The sequence below is a fragment of the Inquilinus sp. OTU3971 genome (assembly GCF_038440215.1).
The window spans coordinates 45,610-66,817 of sequence record NZ_JASATH010000002.1; the positions used below are offsets into that span (position 1 = coordinate 45,610).

Here is a 21,208-nt window from a genome sequence, read left to right on the forward strand (position 1 = left end):
AGCGCACACGGGAGATTTTCCATGTCGGCGAAGGTGTTTATCGACGGTGAGGCAGGGACGACGGGGCTGCAGATCCGGGAACGCCTCGAGCGCCGCGGCGACATCACGCTCATGAGCCTGCCGCCCAGCGAGCGCAAGGATCCGGCTGCTCGCCGCCGGGTGCTGAACGAGGCCGACGCCGTCATCCTCTGCCTGCCTGATGACGCCGCCCGCGAGGCCGTCGGCATGGTGGAGAACCCCAAGACCGTCATCATCGACGCCTCGACCGCGCACCGGGTCGCCGACGGCTGGACCTATGGCTTTCCCGAGCTCGCGCCCAGCCAGGCCAAGACGATCGCCGTGTCGAAGCGCATCTCCAACCCGGGCTGCTATCCGACCGGCGGCATCGCGCTGCTGCGGCCGCTGGTGGACCGCGGCCTGGTGCCATCGGATCACCCGATCACCGTCAACGCGGTGAGCGGCTACAGCGGCGGCGGCAAGAGCCTGATCGCGCGTTATGAGGGATCAGGCCCGGCGACGCCGTTCTACCTCTACGGCCTCGGCCTGAGCCACAAGCACGTCCCGGAGCTGCAAACCTGGGCCGGCCTCACGCGCGCGCCGATCTTCGTGCCCTCGGTGGGCGCTTTCGCGCAGGGCATGCTGGTCTCGGTGCCGCTTCAGCTATGGGCGCTTCCCAGGCGGCCGACAGCTGCGGCGCTGCGCGCGGCCCTGACTGAGCACTATGCCGGCCAGGACTACGTCAGCGTGGCGTCGGAAGGCGAGACGAACAAGCTCCAGGAGCTGGAGCCGGAGGGGCTGAACGGCACCAACAACCTCCGGCTCTACGTGTTCGAGAATCCCAAGGAGCAGCAGGCGCTGCTGGTCGCCCAGCTCGACAATCTCGGCAAGGGCGCGTCCGGCGCAGCGGTGCAGAACCTCGACCTGGCGCTTGGTCTGCGCCAGCCCGTCCGCCTCGAGGCGTAGATCATGGCGACCGGCGCGGTCATCCTCTCCTACCACGGCAAGGAGCCGCTAATCTCGCCGGAGGCCTTCATCGCACCCGGCGCCGTCATCATCGGTGACGTCGAGATTGGCCGCGGCTCCAGCATCTGGTTCGGCTGCGTCATCCGCGGCGATATCGCGCCCATTCGGATCGGCTCCAACACCAACATCCAGGACGGCACGGTCGTCCATGTCGCCGGCGGTGTGCCGACCTACATCGGCAATGGCGTCACGATCGGGCACATGGCGCTGATCCACGCCTGCACGCTGGCAGATCGCAGCTTCGTCGGCATGAAGGCCTGCGTAATGGACCGGGCTGAAGTCGAGGAAGAGGCCATGGTCGCCGCCGGAGCGCTCCTGACGCCCGGCAAGCGGGTTCCGGCCGGTGAGCTATGGGCGGGCAGCCCCGCCCGGCCTGTGCGCTCCCTGAGCGACGCAGAGCGTGCCGAGCATGTAAACCTGGCGGCGCGCTATGTTGCCCTCGGCGTCGAATATCGGGCGAGCCTGGTGCTGGACGCGGGCTCGGCCCTCTGACTGGAGAATGCGCATGAGGCTGCAGCCGCTGGTCCTGCTGCTGGCCCTCCCCTCCCCCGTCCTCGCCTGGAGCGGCACGGACGAACAGGGCGCCAACGTCGAGATCGAGGCCGGCGAGCGGGTCAGGAGCGGCGAGGCCGTCGAGATCTACGACTATGGCTCCGGCACCTACCAGACCATCGATGTCGACCGCGTGACGCGGCGCGACCGCACCGTCACGGTCGAGGGCACGGACGAGGATGGCGACTACCTCGAGCTGGAGATGGAGGACGAATAGGCGCTGAGGTATCGTGTCTCATCGAACTGGGAGGGGATGATGGGCGACAATTTGAAATACGCCGCGCAGAAGCTCGGCGACTTCGTGGACTGTTTGACCCTGGGGCCAGGCCGGATCGCCGAGCGCCTGCAGAGCGGCTTTCTATCGCTGTCGGCCGTGCAGGCGAAGGACTTCGAGGGCACGCCTTTCGGCACCGTCTACGAGGACATCCAAAGCATCTCGTCGAACAAGCCTAATGCCGGGCGTGGGACGCGCCACGCCACGCTCACGGCCATGTCCGAAGATGAGGCGAGGGAGCTGGCGCGCCGCATCGTCAAGCTCAGGGACGATGTGGACGAGCACTTGGCGGCCAGGGAAGCGCTGCCGTCCCGCCATAGGTCCTGATCGGACTCGACTCTCCGGTCTGTTCGCTCCGACTTGCAGGAACAGAACAGGAACACACCGGAGAGTCCCTGGCGGTCGGCCTACATGCCCACCTCCTCCCTTTCCAGGTCGTCGAGATGAGCGAGCAGGAAGGGAAGATGGAGATCCATGCCGCGGTCGGCCACATCGACGTGGCCTGGATCGCATTCTATGCGGTCTGCCTCTCGCACCCCAAGCGGAAGCTGGCGCTGTTGGACTGCAACCGCATCATTCGGCGCAACTATTCCGGCACGGGCATCCCTTCTATCCCCTGGGAGAGACAATCACAGTCCGGAGCTGTGGAAACCTAAGTCAACTTAAGTCAACCTTTTGAGCGCGATATTGCATTTCGAGCGACGCATGCGGGAGACGTCGCAGATCGCGCAGAGAGCGCGCTACAGCGACGGGACGTCATTGACGCTAGAGCGACAGCGCAAAGAGACGATGACGCTCTAGCGCGCTTCAGAGCGCGACGCCCGAGACGGGTGATTGGGCAGCGCCAGGCCAAGCCCGAGGCCCTCCCCTGCCCTACCCGCTCACCTCCAATGGCAAGATCGAATCCGGAGCTCTTCGCAACTGCTTCTCCATCACGCGCTGACTATCACAGAGCATCGAGAACAGCAGAGCGCAGGAGCACAGATTGCAGACCCGGACCCCCAGCTTCGTCACCGACCGGCCCTTCGCACAGGGCGACATCGCGATCATCATCCGCAGCACCGGCGAGATGCACCTGGTCACGGTCGACGACATCGAGAAGGTGAACGACCCGGCGACGCTGGAGCGCGTGACTACGGCCATGAAGCTCTACGCCGCTGCCAATGAGCCGGGGCTGGATGACATCCTGACCCGGAACCTGCACAATCAGCTCCAGCACGGGCTGTTTGACGTCAAGACGCATTAGGCCGATAGGACGATTGTGCGAAAGAGCGCTTTCACGCCAGGACGATTGTCCGTTGAACGCCCGGGCCGGCGTCGAGGCAATGTCGTCTCCTTCTATCCGACGGGACCTCGACGCCGCGGAGGGCAGCGGTCATGGATGCGCTCTCGGCTCTTCTCCGGCGCAATCGCACTGGCGCTCTTAGGCGGTAGCGCGCTTGTGGGCTATGACGTCTTCACGGGTCAGCGCCTGCACGTGGTCGATGGCGACACGTTCGACCTGGACGGTGAGCGCATCAGGATCTGGGGTGTTCAGGCGCCGGAGAGCCGCGATCCCGGCGGTCCAGCGGCCACGGCGGCGCTCAAGCGCATCCTCGTCGCCCCGGTGAGCTGCGAGCGGAAGTATCTCGACCGCCATCAGCGCACGGTGGCACAGTGCTTCAGCGACGGCCGCGACATCGCTGCGGAGCTCGTATTGCAGGGCCACGCCGTCGACTGGCCGTATTACAGCGGGGGCTATTATGCGCGGATTGGCGAAAGCGGCTTTGGTAGGTAGCGCGCTTATGGTCGCCCTGGTCGGATGCGCTCCCAAAGCACCGGTGAGTGAGGCCCGCACACCGGTAAACTGCAATTTCACCGATGACAACATCGTGCTCTACCAAGCCACGATGGACGCGGCCTACTACAACAATCCGCACATCTACAAGCTGATCAAGGCGATCGCCGACGGGAAGATGACCTCAGCCGAGGCCCGGGCGAAAATGAATCCCAATGAGTATCTGACGGCCGTGAACATCTCGCGGGTGCTAAAGCAGAAGGAGGCGGCTGAGCAGCGGGTCGCCGTGCTCACGGCCACATGTAACCAGCTCAACAACTGAGCAAGACCGCTTGGGAGGGCATGACGATGGTCAAGGCAGCCGCAATCGCGGTCTCGCTTTTCTGCGCTACCGCGCTATGGCGACAGAGCGCTATAGCTGAGACAGAGCCTCCACCGAAGGAGGTGTGTCTGTCGGTCTTGTGGGCATCGAACCGGGCCTATATCACCCAGGCAGCGCGGATGACGGTTGAAGTGCGGAGCGCAGAAGGCCTGACCGAGTTGGAAGCGGAGCACTTTCGAAATGTGAGGTTCGGCATCGACCTGGTGGTGGCCATGTCGGGCTGCAGCATGGGCGTTTGGGGCGATTACAAGAAGTGCGTCGAGGCTGCGATGAAGGTGACCGATATTGCCTCGGACAGCGGATATCGGATGATCGCTCAGGATTGCTATCGCAAGATCTCCGACGTCTATGGGCAATAGGGCAAGGGAGGGGAATATGCGCAAGGTCGGAAGCGCGCTCGCGCTCTCGTGCGCCATCGCTCTATCGGGCCATGGCGCAGAGGCGCAGGATCAGCCACCGAAGCAAACATGTCTGACGGTTCTGTCAGCGGCCGCGGGTGCTTACCTGGACTATGCGATCTACGATCGGGTCGAACGAAAGCAAGGGTCTGCAATCCCTCACCAGGACAAGATCGTCGAAGGCGCCTATGGCGCTATCGGAATTGTAGTCCAGCGATCTCGCTGCAGCGAGCGGCTTTGGCAGGAACTGAGAGCCTGCTACGAGGATCGGTTGAAAGTGGGTGATGTATCGACGCCGGAGTGGAGGAACGCTGCAGTGGTCCATTGCCAGAGAACGGTGCTCGGCCCGTATATGCGATAGGCGGGGAAATGTGAGCCGCGACACTCACAAAGTCGGCTCGGAAATTCACTCTTGCATCCCCGCCCCGCAGAAAACCTAGCTTTCACGCTAGCGCTACAAGGCAGCATCGGGAAACCGCGCTGTCGCGTCAACGCGCTAGGAAGACCATCAGTTGGCCTTCGGTCTTGGCCTATGAGAGACTGGGTCCGACCCAACTACGACCGTGTGTGACGATCCCTGCGCGATTGGCGGGCCATATGCCGTTTAGGAAGCCCCCAGCTACCCTCAGACCCTGGCCGGGCCATTTCGTGGCGGCGGCGGAGCTCACCGAGGCCCAACAGCTAGCTCTGTTCGAGCTGATCGCCATGGCTGTGAACGGCGACACCGAGGTGATCCGGGTCGAGCTCAACAACCTCAAGACCGACGACGGCCACACGCTCGGCAGCTGGGAGGTGGTGGTGATGAAGACGGCGGGGTAGGGGGAGGCGGCAACATTTCATCATCTCACCCGCGGCGAGCATTCGCATTTGTTGCTTAGAGGTCCTCCATCGCCAGGCAAGGGGTCTTTCGGCCCAGGCACCTGGCCAGGCCTCGCATTTGCCTGCCGCGCCTCCAGTCAGCGCTGACTATCATCACGTCATCAGCGACGACGCGAGGCACCATGCAATCCGTGAAGCAACGACTCCGGCGCCATTACGGGCCGGAGGTGGCGTGCCGTGTGGGCTGGCGCTTCGAGGCGACCCAGAGCGGCCACATCAAGGCGGTCCACGACAACGGTGTCACCATCCTATCCGGAAGCCCGTCCGACCCGAGGGCCCGGCTCAACAGCCTCGCCACAATGAGGCGCATCGAGAGGGGACAGGCATAATCGCCAGGTTCAGGAACGGTTGGGTGCCGCAATGGCACCCAGCGGCATTTCGCTAGCGCCTTTCCGCGGACATCCGTGGAGACCCGAGGCGCGCCATGGACATCCGCGGGGTTGGCGATCGAGGTCCCATCGCACTTCCCAACCGGAACGCCTTCGCGCTTTCGCGACACTGCGCTTATCGACAATAGCGCAAGAGCGAGAGCGCACATGAGCCGCACCTTGATGACCCTCATTGCGATCGACGTGAGCGTGAAAGCCGCGGTGCTGATCGCCGTCATCGTCAAGTTCCAAGCCACGCACTGAGGGCCGGCGCCATGGGCTTCGTCCGCGACTTCCTCGCCATCACCGGCATTTTCGCCACCGCCTACGCCCTGCTCGTGCTCGGGCACGGCTTCGGACTCTGAGGAGAACAACATGACCCAGAAGACCATCACCCCGACCACCGACACCCTCACCGTCAAGCAGCGGGATGCGCTCCTACGGCTTCTCGACCTGGTCGAGGGCTTCTTCGACGGCGACGACGACGATGGGTCGCTTCTCGCCATGCGTGAGGCACAGGCGGTGCGGGACGCCTTCAAACTGCAGCGGGTGGAGTAAGGGAGGGGAAAGCGCCATAGTGCGCTTTCCCGCTTAACCGGTATCGCCCTAGGGCGCCAGCCCCAACAGCCCGATCTCAGGACCCATTATATTGGTCGACTGCTGGGCCCAAATTAACATAGCCGGAGTTGAGTTTTCCACCATCGAGGCGGGGGGTATCGTTAGTAACCCACCAGTTACCGTCGGCTAGAATTCCAACCTGCCAGGAACTTGTGAGGATATTATAAAGCCAGCGAACAGTCTTATCTTCGGAAACTTCAGTCGGGGGCTGCATGAAAGGTCCGATTGCCCTTATATCTCCTTCGAAAATTTCGGATTGACCGTGGGAACAATCCACGAGCTGCCAAACGGGCTCTCCTGTCCAGCGTGCTGGCGTCCATATCAGCGGCCCAGATCCACCCATCGTCTCCACCTGGATCCAATAGTAGCCCAACTCGCGATCAGCCATCTCACCCTCGCCTGAGTAGGTCGGTTTGGCAGACCCGCTCACAACATCAACCGAAGCGAGCTGCCGGTGCAGAGCCTATCGGAGGCTGGGCATTCTGTCACATTAAGGTCTGTGTGCGCTGCCCGTGCTTATACGGGTCCTCGCAGCTTCGGCCACCCACGGTCCTCCGCGGCCCGGCCAGGAGTCTTCCGGACCTAGGCCACCCGGGTCTTTGGATCCGAGGCCACGGAAGCTGTCACACAGGTGACAGATCCCGACCGGGATGCCAGCCGAATGCCCATCGTCATCTTGCGATGCTGATCATGTCAGCGCTGAACGCGCGACGCGACACACCAGGGACGCAAGACGATGACCTTCTACACCGACAGCGATCACGCCGATCAATTCGCCGCCGCCCAACAGATGAAGCTCGACCGGGCCGCCCGTCGCAGCCGGCGCGAATACCGCCACGCCAAGCGCCAGCTCCTCGACCAAGTGAGCGCCGACGAGCTCGATGACCTCGACCTGCTGCCGGAGTGCGTCTACGAGCCGGAGCTCACACTGCGCGGGTGGGATCGCATCGAATAGCCCGCACAGCGCGCAGGGAGCGTCAGGGAGGGCATGGGAGGAACTTCGGGGTCTCCTCCCCATACCCCAGTCACCCAGCACCGCCCTAGGGCTTCCCCTGAAGCGCGTATGCACGATGCCGCGAACGCGCCCTAGGGCACTCTCGGGCTTCCTAGGGAACGGGTCGATTCCGGATTGAGTCTCGCCGCGGAGCTCCGCGGGCCCTGGGGAACGGCTGCGGGCCGAACTGGGCCTCCCGCGGATTTCCCCGAGGTATGGGCAGCTCCGGAATTGGGTCGCCATAGGGGCTCTCCGCGGGCGGGCGCGGATGAGGATGGTCCGCAGGGTCTCCGCGGAGGTGGCTTCGGGGCCACAGTGGCGGTCCGACCACGTGGCGGCTCCGCCACATGGCGGGGATGACACTCAGGAGGGCTTTCGACATGTCGGGCCGACATGCGCGCTATGCAGTCAGTCAGTAGTGACTGCCCGCTGTCATGCGCTTAGTCTCATGTATGTCAGACGCGACGACGCGCTGATGATAACGCTACGCAGACGAGAGAGACAGACAAATGACCGCTTTCACTGACATGATCGCGCAGATCGCTGATGACACTGCAAAGACTTACGCCCTCGATCTGTCGAAGCAATTCGACGCCCGCGCCGAGTATGAGCGCGCCAAGAACAGCGACAACGATACGATCCAGGCGAAGCTTAAGAGCGCTGCCGCCCGTCTGTCGAGCGTCTCCGCTGCCAAAGTGTTGATCGCTGCGAACGTCTCGGAGACGTTCGTGAACCGCGCGGAACGCAACAACGCTCGATACAACGTGTATGCCATCGACAAGCTGTCGAATATCGTTGACGTGCTAGTCAACGCGCGGACGATAAATGCTATCAGCAATGCATGCATCCGCAGCATGATCACTCTCGAAGAGGCGAAGATTGACTTTTCGCACAAGCTGGCGCTCGCCTCTGCAAGCGACAAGATCACTGTCGACAACGCGCAAGCGCGCAAGCGTCTGACCCGTCACAACGTCTCTGCCTCGACCGCGTCGACGCAAGCATCCTCGACGATGAATGCGCTTGTGACGCTGCACATTGTCGAGGAATACACGAATGACGCGCGTGAAACCTGCTATCGCTTCGCGGACAGTGACGTCGCCCGCAGCGTGCGCGCGCTTTACACTGCATCGTAAGTCAGCACTGACTAGAGCGCGCGAAAGCGCGCTCTAGCATCGCTACAGAGACGAGAGAGAGAGAGAGAGAGACGACGACATGACGACGAAAGCTAGACTGCACGCAGCGCGCGCTGCGATACGCTACAGAGCGCGCACGATGACGCTGCAAGCGCGCGACTTCAACAACGTCGCGCTGCACTACGCGCGCACTGCGAGTGAAATGCACAGCATCGCGCGAATGCTGAAGTCGAATTACGCTCATCGACTGTATATGTGACGGGGCCGCCACGCATTCGATTTCTCGGGTGCGTGGCTCTTCCGCCACGATGGAAGTCTTAGGGCGGTTTCGGACGTATCGAGGGGGATGCCGGCAAAAACCTGTCGCCGGAATTCAGCCCCTTGGAGACCACCTGGCCCGCAGTCTGCCTATCCTTGGAGGTCCGATCGCCCAGCCTTCATCGCGGACGGCTGGTCACCGATCCGATCTGCAATTGCAGAGTCTCCAGCTTGACCGTGGCCAGTCTGACGGTCTCGACCTGTTTGCTGGTCGCCAGTTTGGCCGTCACGACCTGCCCCGTCTCGATCTCGCTCTCGCGGAACAGCTTCATGACATGAGCGGCCCGCCGGTCGAATTCAGCCAAGGCAGGGTGCTCGAACCGCGACAAGAATCTCCGGATCGCGCCGATCATTCCGCCCAACCCTCATTGTGGTGATCGATCATCAGCTGCTGCCAGCCCTTCCCGAGACAATCCTGGCCTCGACGTCATGATTATAGCCGGACGAGAGGAGATAGGCGCGGTTCAGCAACAGCGCCACCGCGATGTGCTCGGCGGCGTAGATTCCGATATGGTCCGAGCCCTCGGTAACGATTCGGGCCCTGATCGCCAGCTCGTCCCTAGTCCTGCAGTGCGCCGTGCAGTGCGGCTCCACACCCGCTCTCCCGCACAAACCGCCCCGGCCTTCCGCCATCCCTATCCTTGGAACCCGGTGCTCGTTGTCGATCGGCTATGACCGATGGTGGCCTAACTCTCTCGTCCGCGATATAACACGGGTGCCGGCTCACGCTGGCACCCGGCCCTCAACGACCGAGGGGCTGTCGGATCGCCATCCCCATCGACGGCGTTCGACTCTTCTGGTCACGATGGTCGACCAGACCATGCGGGCTCTCCTGCGATCTAGGCAGTTGTGTGATGAGACGGGGAGGGTGGCAGCCCTCCCCGTCTCGGCGAAGCCAGAGCTGATGGGAGGAGACTCGAGTGAAGCGCCATATCGGACACTACCCTTTCTCCACTTCTCACTCTGGTTATCAATATACCGCCGAAACTGACCGTTAATACTACTGCTTTGAATTTTATCTGGGCCTGGGCCAAGTCTGCTGGCCGTCTTGGCCATCGATCAAGCATGTGCATTGTGCTTGGCGTCGGCCACCCAAGCAATGCGTCTTTTCAACCGACTCTCAAGTGATCGAAGAAGGCGATCGTCTAGAGCCATCCGAGAAACGGAATCGATCGATCAGCTGCCGCCCGTCGGTTGACCGCGGCGCTCGGCTGGTCGAATGATTGCGCCCCACGATCGAACTGCCGCCGACTGACATGACCAGATCCCGCCGCCCCGACACCGTCCTCGCTCACGCTGGCCGCCACCCGCGGGCAAACCATGGGATGGTGAACCCGCCCGTCTACCACTCCTCGACCGTCCTCTGGCCGACCGTGGCCGCGATGGACCAGGCGCACGCAAGCCTGGAGAGCGGCGTCTACAGCTATGGCCGCGTGGGGTCGCCGACCAGCGAGGCCTTCGAGGAGGCGGTAGCGGCGCTCGAGGGCGGGCACGGCGCGATCTCGGTGTCGTCTGGTCTGGCTGCTGTCAACCTGGCGCTGACGGCTCTCCTGAAGGCCGGCGACCATGTGTTGATCACCGACACCGCCTATGGCCCGACCCGCCGCTACGCCGACTCTGTGCTGGCGCGTTATGGCGTCGAGGTCGAATATTACGATCCGCTGGCAGGGGAGGGGATCCAGGAGCTCTTCCGGGCGAACACCCAACTCGTCTACCTCGAGTCTCCTGGCTCGCTGACTTTCGAGGTGCAGGACGTGCCCGCCATCACGGCCGCGGCCCGGACGCGGGGCATCCTCTCGGTGCTCGACAACACCTGGGCGACGCCGCTCTTCTTCGACGCCTTTGGCCATGGCGTCGACGTCACGGTCCATGCCGCCACGAAATACATGGTCGGGCACTCGGACGCGATGATGGGCGTCGTCGGCGCTCGTGAGAAGCGGACCTGGCTGAAGCTGAAGACGCACGCCGTCCAGGCCGGCCACTGCGCAGGCCCGGACGATCTCTACCTCGCCCAGCGCGGCCTGCGGACGATGGGTGTGCGGCTGCAGCGACATCAGGAGAACGCGCTCAAGGTGGCCCGATGGCTTCAGGCCCGGCCGGAGGTCGCCCAGGTGCTCTATCCCGCTCTGCCAGGTAGCCCGGGCCACGAGATGTGGGCCCATCACTTCACCGGCGCGTCGGGCCTGTTCTCGATCGTGCTGCAACCGGCGTCGGCCGGCCAGGTGGCGGCGATGCTCGATGGGATGGAGCTGTTCCAGATGGGCGCCAGCTGGGGCGGCTATGAGAGCCTGATCCTGCCGACCCATCCAGAGAAGATCCGCACGGCGACGCACTGGAAGGCTGCAGGGCCGGGCGTGCGCCTCCATGTGGGGCTCGAGGACCCTGCCGACCTGATCGCCGATCTGGAGGCCGGCTTTGACCGGCTGCGGGCCGCGGCATGAGCGCGGAGCGTCTACTCGAGGAGGTGCGCTTCGACGAGGCCGGCCTGGTGCCGGTCATCGCCCAGCAGCACGACACCGGCGAGATCCTGATGCTCGCCTGGATGAACCGCGAGGCGATCCTTGAGACGCTGGCGACCGGCCGAGTCACCTACTGGTCGCGGTCGCGCCGCGCGCTGTGGCGGAAGGGCGATACCTCCGGCCAGGTGCAGGACCTGATCGAGCTTCGGCTCGACTGCGACGGGGATGCGATCCTTGTGAAGGTCGACCAGATCGGGGTCGCCTGCCACACGGGCCGCCGCAGCTGCTTCTTCCGCGTCGCGCAGGAAGGCGTCTGGGAGACGGACCTCCCGGTTCTGCGCGACCCGAAGGAGCTCTACGGGGCCTAGGGTTGGCGGCTAGCAAGCTGTTGTGGTCGATTCCCCTCCCCTCCCCTGCCGTCTCGACCCGTCTCGTCTGGGGTGTTGGCACAAGGATCGCTGATTAGCGACGGGCCGGATGCGAACCGGCCCGTCAGCCGCCGAAGCGATAACGCTTGACCGCGCGAGCGCGACATCTAGGCTCTACCCATTCGGTGGGAGAGTTTGGATGTCGCGCCTTTGCTCAGCGCCGTCGCTGCGCGTCCTGTTTCGTCAATCGCCTATGCTGGTGCCGCCCAGCGAGCTTTCTAGGCTCCTCGGACACCTGACCGCCAACGATCCGGACGAAGTCGACGCCTTCTGGTCAGCCGTGCTGACCAGGCTACCGCTCGACGAGCGCGAGGCGACGGATCTGCACGAGATCCTCGACCTGGCGCCGTCGCACGTCCGCCAGCTGCCGATCTGGGCCTTCATGAAGGTCGCGCACAGCCAAGCTGCCAACGGCAGCCAGGCGACGCACTAGGGATGGCCAAGGCGTCCACGCGCACGACGCTCGCGGCGATCGACGCCGCGCTGCGGCAGACGAAGGAGCTGACCGAGGCGCTGCTGACCCTGCGGGAGCAGCACCAGGCCGCGGGCGTGGACGAGGGTGCCTGGTGGAAGACGCCGGGCGGCCGGCTGAACGAGGCCGGGCTGAAGGCGATCCGGCAGATGTTCCGGGATGGGCTGAGCGACACCGAGATCGGGCAGCGGCTTAAGATTACGCCCTCAGCCGCCAAGCACCAGCGCCAGAATTGGCTGACGAGATAATCGCCGTCTAGGTGTGGTCACGAGGTCGGCATTTAACTGTAAGCTCCATAGTCGCGCGACGGTCCCACTCAGGAGAGGGCGATATGAAAGCGCGAATAATGTGGGTTGCGGCAGCTATATTCACTTTACCCTGTGCAGCAGAGGCAAAATTTCTAATTGTGCCCTATGCCAGTTTCCCGGCGGGTAATGGCGGTCAGGTAAAAGCGCTAGTTATTGACACGCAGGAGGAGAAGTTATTCTTGTGTCACGCGACATACAGTCGCCCAACTCCGGCATCTATGGTGGTAGCCTGCACCATGGCTAAGGGATTTTCTTACATTCAGAATGAAGGTGAGGTTGTGACTGCTCCTGCTTCGCCAGCGTTCACCCTGCCCCCAGTTGACGCTGTGTTCTGGCAAATTGAGACCAATACCGGTGCCCTTCAAGCCTGTCTCGCGCCTGATGTCCTTCACGGCGGCAGCGATGTCTACTGCAAGGAGGCAAAACTCTATTAGCCGCCGATTACCGCTGCTCGCCCTTAGCCTGCTTCCACAGCTCGAACGCCTCGCGCAGGATCTGGCGCATCGTCATGTCGTGGTCGAGGGCGGCCTGCTTGTAGGCTTTGCGGAAGCTCTTGGTGACGCGGAAATTCAGGTCGACCAATTCCTCCTGCGGATCATCCAGATTGCCGCGCCCCTGTGGTGCCGGCGGAGCCTCGATGCGCTTGGGTAGTTTCGCCATGTGGCTCTCCCGCGAATATGCGCTACCGACGTAGCGCGCTTACGCGATGCCTGTCAACTTGGCGAACCGATCCATGAGCTCTTGAGCCAGCTTGTCAGCGCGCTCGTTGAGCGACGGGAAGACCGTCTCCGCCACCGTCCGACCGATGTTCTGAGCCATTCGATAGCCTGTGCGCTCCGGAAGATCGGCCTCGGCCGTGTCGTAGCCGCCGAGGGCCATGTAGTTCCGAGCGTCGCTGACCTCCGTCTCGCTGTCGCCGGTGCGGGTCAGGACGAAGATCATCCGCTCGCGCGGGATACCCTTGGCCTTCAGCTCGTGTCCGAGGATAACCGCCGGGCGCAGGTCGTCCATCGAGACGCCGGTCGGGATCACCAGCATTTGGGAGAGCTTGGCGATCTCGAGCGTCTCGGTGCTTGAGTGGGGCTTCCCGTCGAAGATCACCAAGTCGAAATTCTGCAGCATCACCCTCGACAGCTTCGCGACGGGCTGGGCAATCAGCTCCGGGGTGACGTTGTGCTTGTTCCGGGTCGCCACCCAGTTGGTCGAGGTGGTCTGCCCGTTGTCGGTGTCTCCGATCAGGGTCGTCCAATCATTGACCACGAACTCGCGGGCCAGCATCCGGGTGATCGTCGATTTGCCGACGCCGCCCTTCTGGCTCACCACGCCGATGACGTGCATGTCAGGTTCTTCCCGCGATGAGGCGGAAGTTGTAATCCTCCGGCCCCTTCTTCGTGATGATGTAGCCGGCGTGCCGGACGCGGAGCAGACGGAGCTTGTCGCCGCTGTCACCCCGGAACATGAGCCAGGTGGCCATGAGGCCGACGAGGTTCGCGACCTTCAGATCGAGATGGCGATTCTCCCGGATGGCGGTCAGCACCAGCTGCCGGGCGAGGCCGCGGCGGGCCGCCGGCGCCTCCGGGCGGAGATAGCGATCCGCGAGCTCGAGCATGTGGTCGATCTGCGACCAGGTGAGCTGCCAATTGAGGCCCGCATCGTCAAACTCGATGGAGAACGCAACCTGGCCGGGCTTCACCGGCGCTGAGACCAGGTGGCCGTCGACCGTGAGGCCGCGCTGCCGCGCCTCTTCAATGATCTCCACGGCCGCGTCGCCCGTGTAGACGGCCTCAACCGTCCCCAGAACGCGCTGCCGCGCATTGGTGTCGACCATGAAAAACCCTCCGCCCGAGACCCGAAGGTAGCGGAGGGAGGGGAATAGGTAAAGCGCTAATCGTGATACTTGAAAGCGCGCTTTGCAGCTTACGCGATGTTGTTGAAGAATGCGTGCGGCCCGAGAACGACCGCAGGCCCCTGCCCTTTTGCCCAGTGGGGCTTGGACGAGGCGTTGATCTGCCGCAGCAGCGCCGTGGTCAGATAGTGCTTGGAGCCGCGCGTCGGGTCGCGCACCCGGCCGGCGACCACCGCCTCGACCACCTGGCGACAGGCCTGGTAGCCGGCGTCGGCCGGGCTCAGCGCCTTCATCTTCGGCAGGTTGGGGTCGTTCGAGTTCCAGCAGGAGAACTGCCAGGGCATCAGCGCCGCGCTGGCGACCGTGCCGTCGCCGAACAGCGGGTGCCGGCACTTGCCGGTCCGGTTGATGTAGGCCTGGGCCTCGCGGGCGCGGTTCACCAGGACCCAGACGACGCCGGCGTCGTCGTCGACCGGCTTGCTGCGCGCCTCGCCGTAGAGAGTGCGGGTGGCGATGTCGAGGTCGTATTCGGAGCCGTAGCGGGGGAAGGTGCGGTCGGTCACAGCGGGAAGTCCTTCGGGTTGACCTTCGTCATGCGCGCGGCCGTCAGGCCCCGCCACATCAGGTTCGAGATGCCGTAGTCGTGGCAGACGATCCGACTCCCCACCCGGCCGAAGTTCTCGGTCTTCAGGTCCGCCATGAAGTTCGGCAGCTGGGTCGGGGCCCTTTCCAGTGGCCGCGTCCGCTCCATCACCAAGACGGAGCCACTGTGCGAGATAGACGAGCAGGCTGCGAAGTATCGAGCCCATTTGGTGTCCTTTACTTCCTGCCAGATCTGCCACTCACTGACGTTGGAGAAGCTGCGGGCATTACGCTCGATCTTGACGACCTTGGTCTCGTCCGGCGAATAGACGTAAACGTCGCGATATTGGCCGGAGCCGAGCCAGCGACCGAAGAAGAGGTCGAGGGTCTCGTCCCGGACGGCGGGCGGGAGATTGGCGGGGATCACGGCAGCAGCCACGCCAAAATGGCCCCGAGGACGACGGCGATCGCCATCACGGGCACGAGCACCAGGCCGAGATCCCACCTGGAGCCTCGACCCGACGCGCCCTTGGGGAACGTGTTTGCCAGGGAGGGCCGGTTGCTCGGGTCAAGGTCGAGTTCGAGCTGGGTGGGTTCGGCAGGAGAGGCGACGATCTTCGTCTTGCCGGTGATCGGGCGGCCGCAGATTGCGATCAAGGAAGAGAGTGCCATTATCAAACTCATCAGTCACTACTGACTTATTATAGGCGCTCGCTCTATTGCTCCCCGATGAATTTCTGAATTACCGTCAGTGGGAGTGCACAGAAGGGGAGGAAGACGATGGACGCCGAGGGCAGTGAATATCGCTATTTTTATGTCGACCCAGAGGAAGATATGGTCTGGCAGTCTAGTCAGGCTCTCGAACAGGACCTGTTTAACCGCCGTCGCCGTGTGCCGGAATGGGCAGGTAAGATAGTGAAGGCATTACAGGTCCTCCTTCGACACAACAATGACTCCGTCGAGATTTTAAGCATGAGGCCGATCTACACGCCCTTCGACAAGGATGGCTTCGTGAATCGGGTTGAGCTTTCAAAACAGATAGCAGCCAAAATGAGACAAGCGTCCTTCGCGGATTGGGAGCTAGACGACGCCACGACTCACCTCCTCCAGGCATACCTTGTGAAAGGGGTGAAATCACCCCGGATCAAGACCAGACTCCCCTGGGAGTGGGTCCGCTAGCGGATCTAGGCATTTAGGCGAACAGGAACTGCTTCGCCAGCCTGGCGCTTCATCATCGCGATGACGCGGTGCAGGCGCTCGACCTCGGCACGCAGCTTCGCGTTCTCGACCTCGAGCTGCTGCCGCTCTAGAACGGAGCGGCCATCGAAGTCGAAGAGGTGGATTTCGGTCGGCCGGCCCATCACTTCTCTCCCTGCAGCACCTTGAGGAGCTGCTCCCGCTGCGCAGGCGTCAGCGCCTTCGCCTGTTTGGAGATCTGATCGAGCACGGCGCCGCCCTGCCGCTCCTCGGCCACGGCCCGGGCCCGCGCCTCGAATGCCGAGGCCGGCACCGTCTCCAGCATGATGGTCAGGATGTCGTTGTTCCCGAGCCCGAAGCGCGCGGCGTGCTCGCGCAGCTTCCGGTGCGCCTCTATCGAGATGGCGATCGAGAACTTCTTCACTTCGTCTGTCATGGCGGCCGAGGCATGAATGTCATTCGAGGGGAAACATAATGTCATGCCGCGGCCGCCGGCGCAACCGCCAGGAGATGGTAGGGGAGGTCGTCGTTCGCGGCGATGATGCGCTCGACGAAGCCCGGCGTGCTCTCGACGATCTGCCGGCGCGTCATCGCGTGCTCCTTCAGGTAGCCGTTGTAAGTGTCGGTGAAGTCGACGATGAAGCAGATGTTGGCGACGCCGCCCTTCTTCTCGCGCAGGCCGCGACCAATGCGCTGCCGGAGCGCGACCTCCGCCTTGCCGCCGCCGGCGAGGATCACCATCCCGACCGCCGGCACGTCGATGCCGACGTCGAGGATGGTCGAGCCGATCAGCACCTGCAGCTCGCCGCTCCGGAGCTGCCCGAGCGCGTCCTTGCGGACGTCGTTCTCGTGCTCGCCGTAGATGAACCGGACCCGGATGCCGACCGAGCGCAGCGCCTTCTCGAGGATGGCGCCGTGGTCCTTGCGCTGGACCAGGATCATGACCGGCAGGCCGTGCCGGACGGCGCGAATGGCCTCGAACGCGATGGCGCGGTTGCGCTCCTTCGCCTCGACGATGCCGAACTTGTAGGCCCGCTGCCAGGCGCTGGAGCGCTTCACCACCGCCGGCGCTGGGGTCGAGACGTATTTGAAATACGGCGTCGCGAGGATGCCGCGGTCGATCAGCATCTTCTCCGAGACGACGATGCCGATCGGGCCGAAGCACGCCATCAGGCGCATGTTGCTCTCGGCGTCGGCGCGCATGAACGGCGTCGCGGTCAGCGCCAGGCGGTAGGCGGCGTTCTTGCAGAAGCGCAGGATCTCGTAATAGCTGTTGCCGCCGGCCTCGTGCGCCTCCTCGCCGATCACGAACTCGACCTGCTCGAGGAAGCGGATCGTCTTCTCGCGCAGCGCCATGTGCCGGGTGACGTTCTGCTCGGCCTCGGCGATCATCGCCGCCGGCTTCCGGCGCCGGGCCTCGATCTCCTCGCGGAGCTTCTCGAGCTCCTTGGTCACCTTCAGGAGCGGGACCTTGAGCTCCTTCAGCTCAGCCCGCTTGGCCTCGATCTTGCGCTTTTCGGCCGAGGCCTCGATTGACGACAGGCGGTCGACCTCGCCCTCGATCGTCTTCTCTTCGAGCCGAGCCATCAGGGTCTGCACCATCGCGACGTTGACGCCGCGGCGCGCCTTGAGCTCGCCGTCGCCGATCACGCCGACGTTGTGGCCGTCCTTCTCGAAGCCCTCCTTCATCTGGTGCATCAGCACCGCGCGGGTGGTGATGAAGAGGGTGGTCCGCCTGATCGCCGCAACCGACATGCGGGCGATGCGGCTCTTGCCGCCGCCGGTCGCGACCTGGGCGATCATCGAGCCGTAGCGCAGCAGCCGGCGCACCGTCTCCGGCTGGTAGTCGTAGCGGGGGTCGCCGGCCAGGCTGTCGAAGTTCTCGAAGTCGCGCTTGCCGAGCGGCTCCGGCAGCCGGCGTTTGACTAGCTGCACCGTGTGACCCTTCCGGACCAGGTCCTGATGCACGAGCGTCAGGAACCCGGCCGGGAAGGTGGCGGCGCGGTAGGCGAAGAAGCTCGACCGGCCGTCCCAGTCGCCCGCCTGGAAGCGCCCGGAGTGTTCGGCACCGTCCACCATGAAGCTGAGCAGCGAGGAGACATGCGTCTTCACGTCGTTGTCAGCGTTCACGAGCTTTGCGGTGACGGCGTTAGCCGCAATCTGGATGACAGCCATTTTCCTTGGGTGATGTCAGTGCCGGTAGGTTATTATAAGTCAGAACTGACTGAATCACACCACGGACACCCCCATGCAGCTGATGGTCGACCCCGGGCGACTCCAGCCCAATCCCTGGAATACCAACCACATGTCGCCGGAGAACGAGGCGAAGCTCGACGCATCGATTGCGCGGCTCGGCATGTTCAAGCCGGTGGTCGTTCGTGAGCTGGACACGGGCGATCTCCAGATTCTCGGTGGCGCGCACCGGGCGCAGAGCGCCGTGCGCGTGGGCATCGAGAAGATCCCGGTCATCAACCTCGGCCGGATCGGCGACCAGAAGGCGAAGGAAATCAGCCTGGTCGACAACGCCCGCTACGGCGCCGACGACGCGCTGGAGCTCGCCGAGCTGATGAATGACCTGGGCACCGCCGACGATCTGTCGAGCTTCCTGCCCTACAGCGACGCCGAGATGAACGCGATCTTCTCGTCAACCAGTATAGACCTGGATGACATGGAACTCGGCGCGGAAGATGACACCGCCGACGAAATTCCCGAGACATCGCCGGCCCGCGTCGCGAAGACACACACGATCATGCGCTTCAAGGTCGCCCTCGGCGATGCCGAGGCCATCTCCGCGCTGATCGAGAAGACCCAGAACCGCCACGGCCTCACTGCGAGCGACGAGCTGACCAACGCCGGCGACGCCCTGGTCCACCTCCTGCTGCGCAAAGAGGAAGCGTGATGCCGCGGCCGACCTACAAGTTCGTCGAGTGCGAGGGCTGCAGCCGGCATCGCACGATCTTCTGCAAGCGCTGCGAGGAGGGCGAGCACTTCAAGGAGAAGGAGGTCGACCTGGTCGATCTGCTGGAGCGCGGGGAGCGGGCTTATGAGCGCGATTAAGCCCGAGATGAAGGTTGAGGCCTGGCCGATCGAGAAGGTCATCCCCTACGACAAGAACGCCAAGCGCCACGCCGACGAGCAGGTCGCCGGCATCGCCGAGAACATCAAGAAGTTTGGCTTCGACCAACCGATCGTCGTCGACAAGGACGGCGTCATCATCAAGGGCCACGGCCGCCGGCTCGCCGCGATCAAGCTCGGCCTAAAGCGGGTGCCCGTCGTCGTCGCCGCTCACCTTACCAAGGCGGAGGCGAACGCCGCCCGCCTGACCGACAACCGCGTCGCCTCGACCGACTACGACACCAAGATGCTCCAGGAGGAGATGGCCGCGCTGTCGAGCGAGTTCGACCTCGGCGCGCTCGGCTTCTCCGAGAAGGAGCTCGACTTCCTGACGGCCGACGTCCTCGAGCTCGACGATGATGTGCTGGTCGACGACATGACCGAGAGCGTCGCCGCCCAGGCCGAGGAGAACGAGGAGAAGGCGGCCGCGGTCGACGCCTCCGACGTCGGCCTAGACAAGGCCTTCGGCTTCAAAGCGGTGCCGACGACGCTGGCGCGGCGGATCAAGGCCTTCATCGCGCGGATCGAGGAGGAGACCGGCAAGACCGGGCCGGCCGCCCTCGACGCCTTTCTCGAGACGGCGGGGATCTGATGGCGGACGCATCCGAAGTGCCGGCGGCCGCGCCGGAGCCGATCAAGGTCATCGACCTGCGCACCAGGTGCGCCTATGTCGCGCCGCCGAGCGCCGAGGAGGTGCCCGAGGTGCCGCCCGTCATCGACGAACAGGCGATCAAGGTCCTCGAGCTGCTGAAGGACAACTGCGCCCTCGGCAGCGCGACCGGGCTGATCGCCATCACCTGGACCCCCGAGGGCCCGGGCTTCTTCGTCACCGACATGGCCTTCGACGTGCCGCATGAGGCGGTCGGCGCGCTCGAGGAGGTGAAGGCGATCTTCACCGACGCCCTGGCCTACGCCCGCAGCGGCGGCGATGACATGGAGGACGAGGAGTGAGCGTCTACACCATCTCCCGCGCCTTCCAGTCGTCGGTCGAGCGCACCGATCGCGTGCTGGAGGTGGCCGAGGCCTTCGGGCTCGGCCTCTCGGACAAGCAGTTCGTGGTCTATGACGGCCTCAAGCTCGAGGTCGAGCCGGGCGACGTCGTCTACATCACCGGCCAGTCCGGGTCGGGGAAGTCGCTGCTGCTGCGCGAGCTGGCGGCGCAGATGGCCGCGGGCGGACTCAAGGTCGCCGACATCGACCGGATCGAGCTGGCCGACAAGCCCCTGATCGACCAGGTGGGCGCCAACACCCAGAAGGCGACCGAGACCCTGTCCAAGACTGGGGTGAACGACGCCTACCTCTTCATCCGCAAGCCCCAGGAGCTGTCCGACGGCCAGCGCTACCGCTTCCGCCTGGCCAAGCTGATCGAGAGCGACGCCGATGTCTGGGTCGCTGACAAGTTCGGGGCCGTGCTCGACCGCACCACCGCGAAGGTCGTCGCCTACAATGTCCAGAAGACCGCCAGGGCGCTCGGGAAGACCCTGATCGTCGCCACCACCCACACCGACCTCGAAGACGCTCTGGGCCCGGCCCTGATCGTCCGGAAGCTGTTTCGCGAGCGCGTCGACGTGCGCCGGGGCGAGACCGCTGCCACCTGCCCAGCCTGTGGAGATCCACGTTGACGCCCAACAGCGCCATTTTCGACATCGACGGCACCCTGTCCGACAACGAGCACCGCCAGCACCTGCTGGACGCCAGTGACACCGACAAGGCGGTCAAGGGCCCGAACTGGCAGGCCTTCCTCGCCGCGGCCGAGCATGACGCCGTCAAGCCGGGCGTCGTCGCGCTCCTGAACGCCACGCGCCGGTCCCGCTACCGGATCGTCCTCATCACCGGGCGCCAGGAATACCAGCGCGCCATGACTGAAGCCTGGCTCGAGCGGCACGGGATCATGTTCGACGAGCTCCACATGCGGCCGACGGGCGACCACCGGCCGGACACCGTCATCAAGTTCGAGATCTTCGAGCGGCTGACGGCCGCCGGCTACCGGTTCGTCTACGCGGTCGAGGACCGCAAATCAGTCACCCAGATGTGGCGCGAGCGCGCCGGCATCCTCTGCCTCCAGGTGTGCGAGGGCGATTACTAG

General features: G+C 64.1%; 37 protein-coding genes. 26 read left to right on the plus strand and 11 right to left on the minus strand.

Features of this window, described 5'->3' with window-relative positions; all coding sequences use genetic code 11:
* Positions 1-21: 21 nt before the first annotated feature.
* From argC to AAHM41_RS00925, 14 genes are all read left to right on the plus strand, one after another.
* Entirely contained in the window at positions 22-963 is a 942-nt protein-coding gene (argC, locus tag AAHM41_RS00860; RefSeq protein ID WP_342234600.1) for an N-acetyl-gamma-glutamyl-phosphate reductase, read from the plus strand.
* Between the two features lie 3 nt (positions 964-966).
* Positions 967-1,515 (plus strand): gamma carbonic anhydrase family protein, encoded by a 549-nt coding sequence (locus AAHM41_RS00865; RefSeq protein ID WP_342234601.1) that lies wholly within the window; start codon positions 967-969, stop codon positions 1,513-1,515.
* 13 nt (positions 1,516-1,528) lie between these two features.
* Entirely contained in the window at positions 1,529-1,792 is a 264-nt protein-coding gene (locus AAHM41_RS00870; protein ID WP_342234602.1) for a DUF5334 family protein, read from the plus strand.
* Positions 1,793-1,831: 39 nt separating this feature from the next.
* The gene (locus AAHM41_RS00875; RefSeq protein WP_342234603.1) at positions 1,832-2,176 is read left to right on the plus strand and encodes a hypothetical protein; all 345 of its coding nucleotides are present in this window, start codon (positions 1,832-1,834) and stop codon (positions 2,174-2,176) included.
* Positions 2,177-2,292: 116 nt separating this feature from the next.
* Positions 2,293-2,505 carry a hypothetical protein gene (locus AAHM41_RS00880; RefSeq protein WP_342234604.1) on the plus strand — a complete coding sequence of 71 codons (213 nt, stop codon included), beginning with the start codon at positions 2,293-2,295 and terminating at the stop codon, positions 2,503-2,505.
* Positions 2,506-2,834: 329 nt separating this feature from the next.
* A complete protein-coding gene (locus AAHM41_RS00885; RefSeq protein ID WP_342234605.1) occupies positions 2,835-3,095 on the plus strand; it encodes a hypothetical protein in 261 nt (86 codons plus the stop codon).
* A gap of 195 nt (positions 3,096-3,290) precedes the next feature.
* A complete protein-coding gene (locus AAHM41_RS00890; RefSeq protein WP_342234606.1) occupies positions 3,291-3,626 on the plus strand; it encodes a thermonuclease family protein in 336 nt (111 codons plus the stop codon).
* Positions 3,627-3,633: 7 nt separating this feature from the next.
* A complete protein-coding gene (locus tag AAHM41_RS00895; RefSeq protein ID WP_342234607.1) occupies positions 3,634-3,948 on the plus strand; it encodes a hypothetical protein in 315 nt (104 codons plus the stop codon).
* Positions 3,949-3,968: 20 nt separating this feature from the next.
* On the plus strand, positions 3,969-4,367 hold the full coding sequence (locus AAHM41_RS00900; RefSeq protein ID WP_342234608.1) for a hypothetical protein: 399 nt from the start codon (positions 3,969-3,971) through the stop codon (positions 4,365-4,367).
* Positions 4,368-4,383: 16 nt separating this feature from the next.
* The gene (locus AAHM41_RS00905) at positions 4,384-4,767 is read left to right on the plus strand and encodes a hypothetical protein (RefSeq protein ID WP_342234609.1); all 384 of its coding nucleotides are present in this window, start codon (positions 4,384-4,386) and stop codon (positions 4,765-4,767) included.
* Positions 4,768-5,003: 236 nt separating this feature from the next.
* Positions 5,004-5,225, plus strand: a complete 222-nt coding sequence (locus AAHM41_RS00910; RefSeq protein WP_342234610.1) for a hypothetical protein — start codon at positions 5,004-5,006, stop codon at positions 5,223-5,225.
* A gap of 803 nt (positions 5,226-6,028) precedes the next feature.
* Positions 6,029-6,211: a hypothetical protein gene (locus tag AAHM41_RS00915; protein ID WP_342234611.1), complete on the plus strand. Its 183-nt coding sequence runs from the start codon at positions 6,029-6,031 to the stop codon at positions 6,209-6,211.
* A 796-nt stretch (positions 6,212-7,007) separates the two neighbouring features.
* A complete protein-coding gene (locus AAHM41_RS00920; protein WP_342234612.1) occupies positions 7,008-7,226 on the plus strand; it encodes a hypothetical protein in 219 nt (72 codons plus the stop codon).
* A gap of 548 nt (positions 7,227-7,774) precedes the next feature.
* Positions 7,775-8,398 carry a hypothetical protein gene (locus tag AAHM41_RS00925; protein ID WP_342234613.1) on the plus strand — a complete coding sequence of 208 codons (624 nt, stop codon included), beginning with the start codon at positions 7,775-7,777 and terminating at the stop codon, positions 8,396-8,398.
* A gap of 437 nt (positions 8,399-8,835) precedes the next feature.
* On the opposite strand, the gene AAHM41_RS00930 is transcribed toward AAHM41_RS00925, so the two are convergent.
* Positions 8,836-9,069: a hypothetical protein gene (locus tag AAHM41_RS00930; protein ID WP_342234614.1), complete on the minus strand. Its 234-nt coding sequence runs from the start codon at positions 9,067-9,069 to the stop codon at positions 8,836-8,838.
* 31 nt (positions 9,070-9,100) lie between these two features.
* Complete coding sequence (locus tag AAHM41_RS00935) at positions 9,101-9,310, minus strand: hypothetical protein (protein WP_342234615.1); 210 nt, start codon at positions 9,308-9,310, stop codon at positions 9,101-9,103.
* A 662-nt stretch (positions 9,311-9,972) separates the two neighbouring features.
* Here AAHM41_RS00935 and metC point away from each other — a divergent pair.
* The 5 genes from metC to AAHM41_RS00960 all read left to right on the plus strand — a co-directional run bounded on the left by metC (position 9,973) and on the right by AAHM41_RS00960 (position 12,817).
* Positions 9,973-11,157 (plus strand): cystathionine beta-lyase, encoded by a 1,185-nt coding sequence (gene metC, locus AAHM41_RS00940; RefSeq protein WP_342234616.1) that lies wholly within the window; start codon positions 9,973-9,975, stop codon positions 11,155-11,157.
* Positions 11,154-11,543, plus strand: a complete 390-nt coding sequence (gene hisI, locus AAHM41_RS00945) for a phosphoribosyl-AMP cyclohydrolase (RefSeq protein ID WP_342234617.1) — start codon at positions 11,154-11,156, stop codon at positions 11,541-11,543. The genes metC and hisI overlap by 4 nt, the downstream gene beginning before the upstream one ends.
* A 199-nt stretch (positions 11,544-11,742) precedes the next feature.
* The gene (locus AAHM41_RS00950) at positions 11,743-12,036 is read left to right on the plus strand and encodes a hypothetical protein (protein ID WP_342234618.1); all 294 of its coding nucleotides are present in this window, start codon (positions 11,743-11,745) and stop codon (positions 12,034-12,036) included.
* Between the two features lie 2 nt (positions 12,037-12,038).
* Complete coding sequence (locus tag AAHM41_RS00955; protein ID WP_342234619.1) at positions 12,039-12,323, plus strand: hypothetical protein; 285 nt, start codon at positions 12,039-12,041, stop codon at positions 12,321-12,323.
* Between the two features lie 83 nt (positions 12,324-12,406).
* Complete coding sequence (locus AAHM41_RS00960) at positions 12,407-12,817, plus strand: hypothetical protein (protein ID WP_342234620.1); 411 nt, start codon at positions 12,407-12,409, stop codon at positions 12,815-12,817.
* A gap of 7 nt (positions 12,818-12,824) precedes the next feature.
* Here AAHM41_RS00960 and AAHM41_RS00965 read toward each other — a convergent pair whose 3' ends face one another.
* From AAHM41_RS00965 to AAHM41_RS00990, 6 genes are all read right to left on the minus strand, one after another.
* Positions 12,825-13,043, minus strand: coding sequence for a hypothetical protein (locus tag AAHM41_RS00965; protein ID WP_342234621.1), 219 nt, complete (start codon positions 13,041-13,043; stop codon positions 12,825-12,827).
* A gap of 39 nt (positions 13,044-13,082) precedes the next feature.
* Positions 13,083-13,721: a ParA family protein gene (locus tag AAHM41_RS00970; RefSeq protein WP_342234622.1), complete on the minus strand. Its 639-nt coding sequence runs from the start codon at positions 13,719-13,721 to the stop codon at positions 13,083-13,085.
* A 1-nt stretch (position 13,722) separates the two neighbouring features.
* Positions 13,723-14,211, minus strand: a complete 489-nt coding sequence (locus tag AAHM41_RS00975; protein ID WP_342234623.1) for a hypothetical protein — start codon at positions 14,209-14,211, stop codon at positions 13,723-13,725.
* Positions 14,212-14,300: 89 nt separating this feature from the next.
* Positions 14,301-14,792, minus strand: a complete 492-nt coding sequence (locus AAHM41_RS00980) for a DUF7742 family protein (protein ID WP_342234624.1) — start codon at positions 14,790-14,792, stop codon at positions 14,301-14,303.
* Positions 14,789-15,250, minus strand: coding sequence for a hypothetical protein (locus AAHM41_RS00985; RefSeq protein WP_342234625.1), 462 nt, complete (start codon positions 15,248-15,250; stop codon positions 14,789-14,791). The genes AAHM41_RS00980 and AAHM41_RS00985 overlap by 4 nt, the downstream gene beginning before the upstream one ends.
* Positions 15,235-15,483: a hypothetical protein gene (locus AAHM41_RS00990; protein ID WP_342234626.1), complete on the minus strand. Its 249-nt coding sequence runs from the start codon at positions 15,481-15,483 to the stop codon at positions 15,235-15,237. The genes AAHM41_RS00985 and AAHM41_RS00990 overlap by 16 nt, the downstream gene beginning before the upstream one ends.
* A gap of 108 nt (positions 15,484-15,591) precedes the next feature.
* Between AAHM41_RS00990 and AAHM41_RS00995 the strand changes: the two genes are divergently transcribed.
* Positions 15,592-15,990: a hypothetical protein gene (locus AAHM41_RS00995; RefSeq protein ID WP_342234627.1), complete on the plus strand. Its 399-nt coding sequence runs from the start codon at positions 15,592-15,594 to the stop codon at positions 15,988-15,990.
* 5 nt (positions 15,991-15,995) lie between these two features.
* Here AAHM41_RS00995 and AAHM41_RS01000 read toward each other — a convergent pair whose 3' ends face one another.
* The 3 genes from AAHM41_RS01000 to AAHM41_RS01010 are packed head-to-tail and all read right to left on the minus strand — an operon-like array spanning position 15,996 to position 18,138.
* On the minus strand, positions 15,996-16,172 hold the full coding sequence (locus AAHM41_RS01000) for a hypothetical protein (protein WP_342234628.1): 177 nt from the start codon (positions 16,170-16,172) through the stop codon (positions 15,996-15,998).
* Complete coding sequence (locus AAHM41_RS01005; protein ID WP_342234629.1) at positions 16,172-16,432, minus strand: hypothetical protein; 261 nt, start codon at positions 16,430-16,432, stop codon at positions 16,172-16,174. The genes AAHM41_RS01000 and AAHM41_RS01005 overlap by 1 nt, the downstream gene beginning before the upstream one ends.
* 53 nt (positions 16,433-16,485) lie before the next feature.
* The gene (locus AAHM41_RS01010; RefSeq protein ID WP_342234630.1) at positions 16,486-18,138 is read right to left on the minus strand and encodes a helicase-related protein; all 1,653 of its coding nucleotides are present in this window, start codon (positions 18,136-18,138) and stop codon (positions 16,486-16,488) included.
* 118 nt (positions 18,139-18,256) lie between these two features.
* On the opposite strand from AAHM41_RS01010, the gene AAHM41_RS01015 reads away from it, so the two are divergent.
* From AAHM41_RS01015 to AAHM41_RS01040, 6 genes are read left to right on the plus strand one after another with little or no spacing between them, the layout of a single operon-like run.
* Positions 18,257-18,907: a ParB/RepB/Spo0J family partition protein gene (locus AAHM41_RS01015; protein ID WP_342234631.1), complete on the plus strand. Its 651-nt coding sequence runs from the start codon at positions 18,257-18,259 to the stop codon at positions 18,905-18,907.
* Positions 18,907-19,065 carry a hypothetical protein gene (locus tag AAHM41_RS01020; RefSeq protein WP_342234632.1) on the plus strand — a complete coding sequence of 53 codons (159 nt, stop codon included), beginning with the start codon at positions 18,907-18,909 and terminating at the stop codon, positions 19,063-19,065. Before AAHM41_RS01015 ends, AAHM41_RS01020 begins: the two co-directional genes overlap by 1 nt.
* Entirely contained in the window at positions 19,052-19,714 is a 663-nt protein-coding gene (locus tag AAHM41_RS01025; RefSeq protein ID WP_342234633.1) for a ParB/Srx family N-terminal domain-containing protein, read from the plus strand. The genes AAHM41_RS01020 and AAHM41_RS01025 overlap by 14 nt, the downstream gene beginning before the upstream one ends.
* The gene (locus tag AAHM41_RS01030) at positions 19,714-20,073 is read left to right on the plus strand and encodes a hypothetical protein (RefSeq protein ID WP_342234634.1); all 360 of its coding nucleotides are present in this window, start codon (positions 19,714-19,716) and stop codon (positions 20,071-20,073) included. Before AAHM41_RS01025 ends, AAHM41_RS01030 begins: the two co-directional genes overlap by 1 nt.
* Positions 20,070-20,744 carry an ATP-binding cassette domain-containing protein gene (locus AAHM41_RS01035; RefSeq protein ID WP_342234635.1) on the plus strand — a complete coding sequence of 225 codons (675 nt, stop codon included), beginning with the start codon at positions 20,070-20,072 and terminating at the stop codon, positions 20,742-20,744. Before AAHM41_RS01030 ends, AAHM41_RS01035 begins: the two co-directional genes overlap by 4 nt.
* Positions 20,741-21,208 carry a phosphatase domain-containing protein gene (locus AAHM41_RS01040; RefSeq protein ID WP_342234636.1) on the plus strand — a complete coding sequence of 156 codons (468 nt, stop codon included), beginning with the start codon at positions 20,741-20,743 and terminating at the stop codon, positions 21,206-21,208. The genes AAHM41_RS01035 and AAHM41_RS01040 overlap by 4 nt, the downstream gene beginning before the upstream one ends.

Bases quoted from the DNA above. Each gene is read 5' to 3' on its own strand.
- AAHM41_RS00870 (WP_342234602.1), top strand. From the start codon at position 1,529: ATGAGGCTGCAGCCGCTGGTCCTGCTGCTGGCCCTCCCCTCCCCCGTC.
- metC (WP_342234616.1), top strand. From the start codon at position 9,973: ATGACCAGATCCCGCCGCCCCGACACCGTCCTCGCTCACGCTGGCCGC.
- AAHM41_RS01015 (WP_342234631.1), top strand. From the start codon at position 18,257: ATGCAGCTGATGGTCGACCCCGGGCGACTCCAGCCCAATCCCTGGAAT.
- AAHM41_RS00865 (WP_342234601.1), top strand. From the start codon at position 967: ATGGCGACCGGCGCGGTCATCCTCTCCTACCACGGCAAGGAGCCGCTA.
- AAHM41_RS01000 (WP_342234628.1), bottom strand. From the start codon at position 16,172: ATGGGCCGGCCGACCGAAATCCACCTCTTCGACTTCGATGGCCGCTCC.
- AAHM41_RS00975 (WP_342234623.1), bottom strand. From the start codon at position 14,211: ATGGTCGACACCAATGCGCGGCAGCGCGTTCTGGGGACGGTTGAGGCC.
- AAHM41_RS00900 (WP_342234608.1), top strand. From the start codon at position 3,969: ATGACGATGGTCAAGGCAGCCGCAATCGCGGTCTCGCTTTTCTGCGCT.
- AAHM41_RS00880 (WP_342234604.1), top strand. From the start codon at position 2,293: ATGAGCGAGCAGGAAGGGAAGATGGAGATCCATGCCGCGGTCGGCCAC.
- AAHM41_RS00970 (WP_342234622.1), bottom strand. From the start codon at position 13,721: ATGCACGTCATCGGCGTGGTGAGCCAGAAGGGCGGCGTCGGCAAATCG.
- AAHM41_RS00930 (WP_342234614.1), bottom strand. From the start codon at position 9,069: ATGATCGGCGCGATCCGGAGATTCTTGTCGCGGTTCGAGCACCCTGCC.
- AAHM41_RS01025 (WP_342234633.1), top strand. From the start codon at position 19,052: ATGAGCGCGATTAAGCCCGAGATGAAGGTTGAGGCCTGGCCGATCGAG.
- AAHM41_RS00965 (WP_342234621.1), bottom strand. From the start codon at position 13,043: ATGGCGAAACTACCCAAGCGCATCGAGGCTCCGCCGGCACCACAGGGG.
- AAHM41_RS00955 (WP_342234619.1), top strand. From the start codon at position 12,039: ATGGCCAAGGCGTCCACGCGCACGACGCTCGCGGCGATCGACGCCGCG.
- AAHM41_RS00905 (WP_342234609.1), top strand. From the start codon at position 4,384: ATGCGCAAGGTCGGAAGCGCGCTCGCGCTCTCGTGCGCCATCGCTCTA.
- AAHM41_RS00950 (WP_342234618.1), top strand. From the start codon at position 11,743: ATGTCGCGCCTTTGCTCAGCGCCGTCGCTGCGCGTCCTGTTTCGTCAA.
- AAHM41_RS01030 (WP_342234634.1), top strand. From the start codon at position 19,714: ATGGCGGACGCATCCGAAGTGCCGGCGGCCGCGCCGGAGCCGATCAAG.
- AAHM41_RS00995 (WP_342234627.1), top strand. From the start codon at position 15,592: ATGGACGCCGAGGGCAGTGAATATCGCTATTTTTATGTCGACCCAGAG.
- AAHM41_RS00960 (WP_342234620.1), top strand. From the start codon at position 12,407: ATGAAAGCGCGAATAATGTGGGTTGCGGCAGCTATATTCACTTTACCC.
- AAHM41_RS00925 (WP_342234613.1), top strand. From the start codon at position 7,775: ATGACCGCTTTCACTGACATGATCGCGCAGATCGCTGATGACACTGCA.
- AAHM41_RS00910 (WP_342234610.1), top strand. From the start codon at position 5,004: ATGCCGTTTAGGAAGCCCCCAGCTACCCTCAGACCCTGGCCGGGCCAT.
- AAHM41_RS00920 (WP_342234612.1), top strand. From the start codon at position 7,008: ATGACCTTCTACACCGACAGCGATCACGCCGATCAATTCGCCGCCGCC.
- AAHM41_RS00875 (WP_342234603.1), top strand. From the start codon at position 1,832: ATGGGCGACAATTTGAAATACGCCGCGCAGAAGCTCGGCGACTTCGTG.
- AAHM41_RS00895 (WP_342234607.1), top strand. From the start codon at position 3,634: ATGGTCGCCCTGGTCGGATGCGCTCCCAAAGCACCGGTGAGTGAGGCC.
- AAHM41_RS01020 (WP_342234632.1), top strand. From the start codon at position 18,907: ATGCCGCGGCCGACCTACAAGTTCGTCGAGTGCGAGGGCTGCAGCCGG.
- AAHM41_RS00915 (WP_342234611.1), top strand. From the start codon at position 6,029: ATGACCCAGAAGACCATCACCCCGACCACCGACACCCTCACCGTCAAG.
- argC (WP_342234600.1), top strand. From the start codon at position 22: ATGTCGGCGAAGGTGTTTATCGACGGTGAGGCAGGGACGACGGGGCTG.
- AAHM41_RS00990 (WP_342234626.1), bottom strand. From the start codon at position 15,483: ATGGCACTCTCTTCCTTGATCGCAATCTGCGGCCGCCCGATCACCGGC.
- hisI (WP_342234617.1), top strand. From the start codon at position 11,154: ATGAGCGCGGAGCGTCTACTCGAGGAGGTGCGCTTCGACGAGGCCGGC.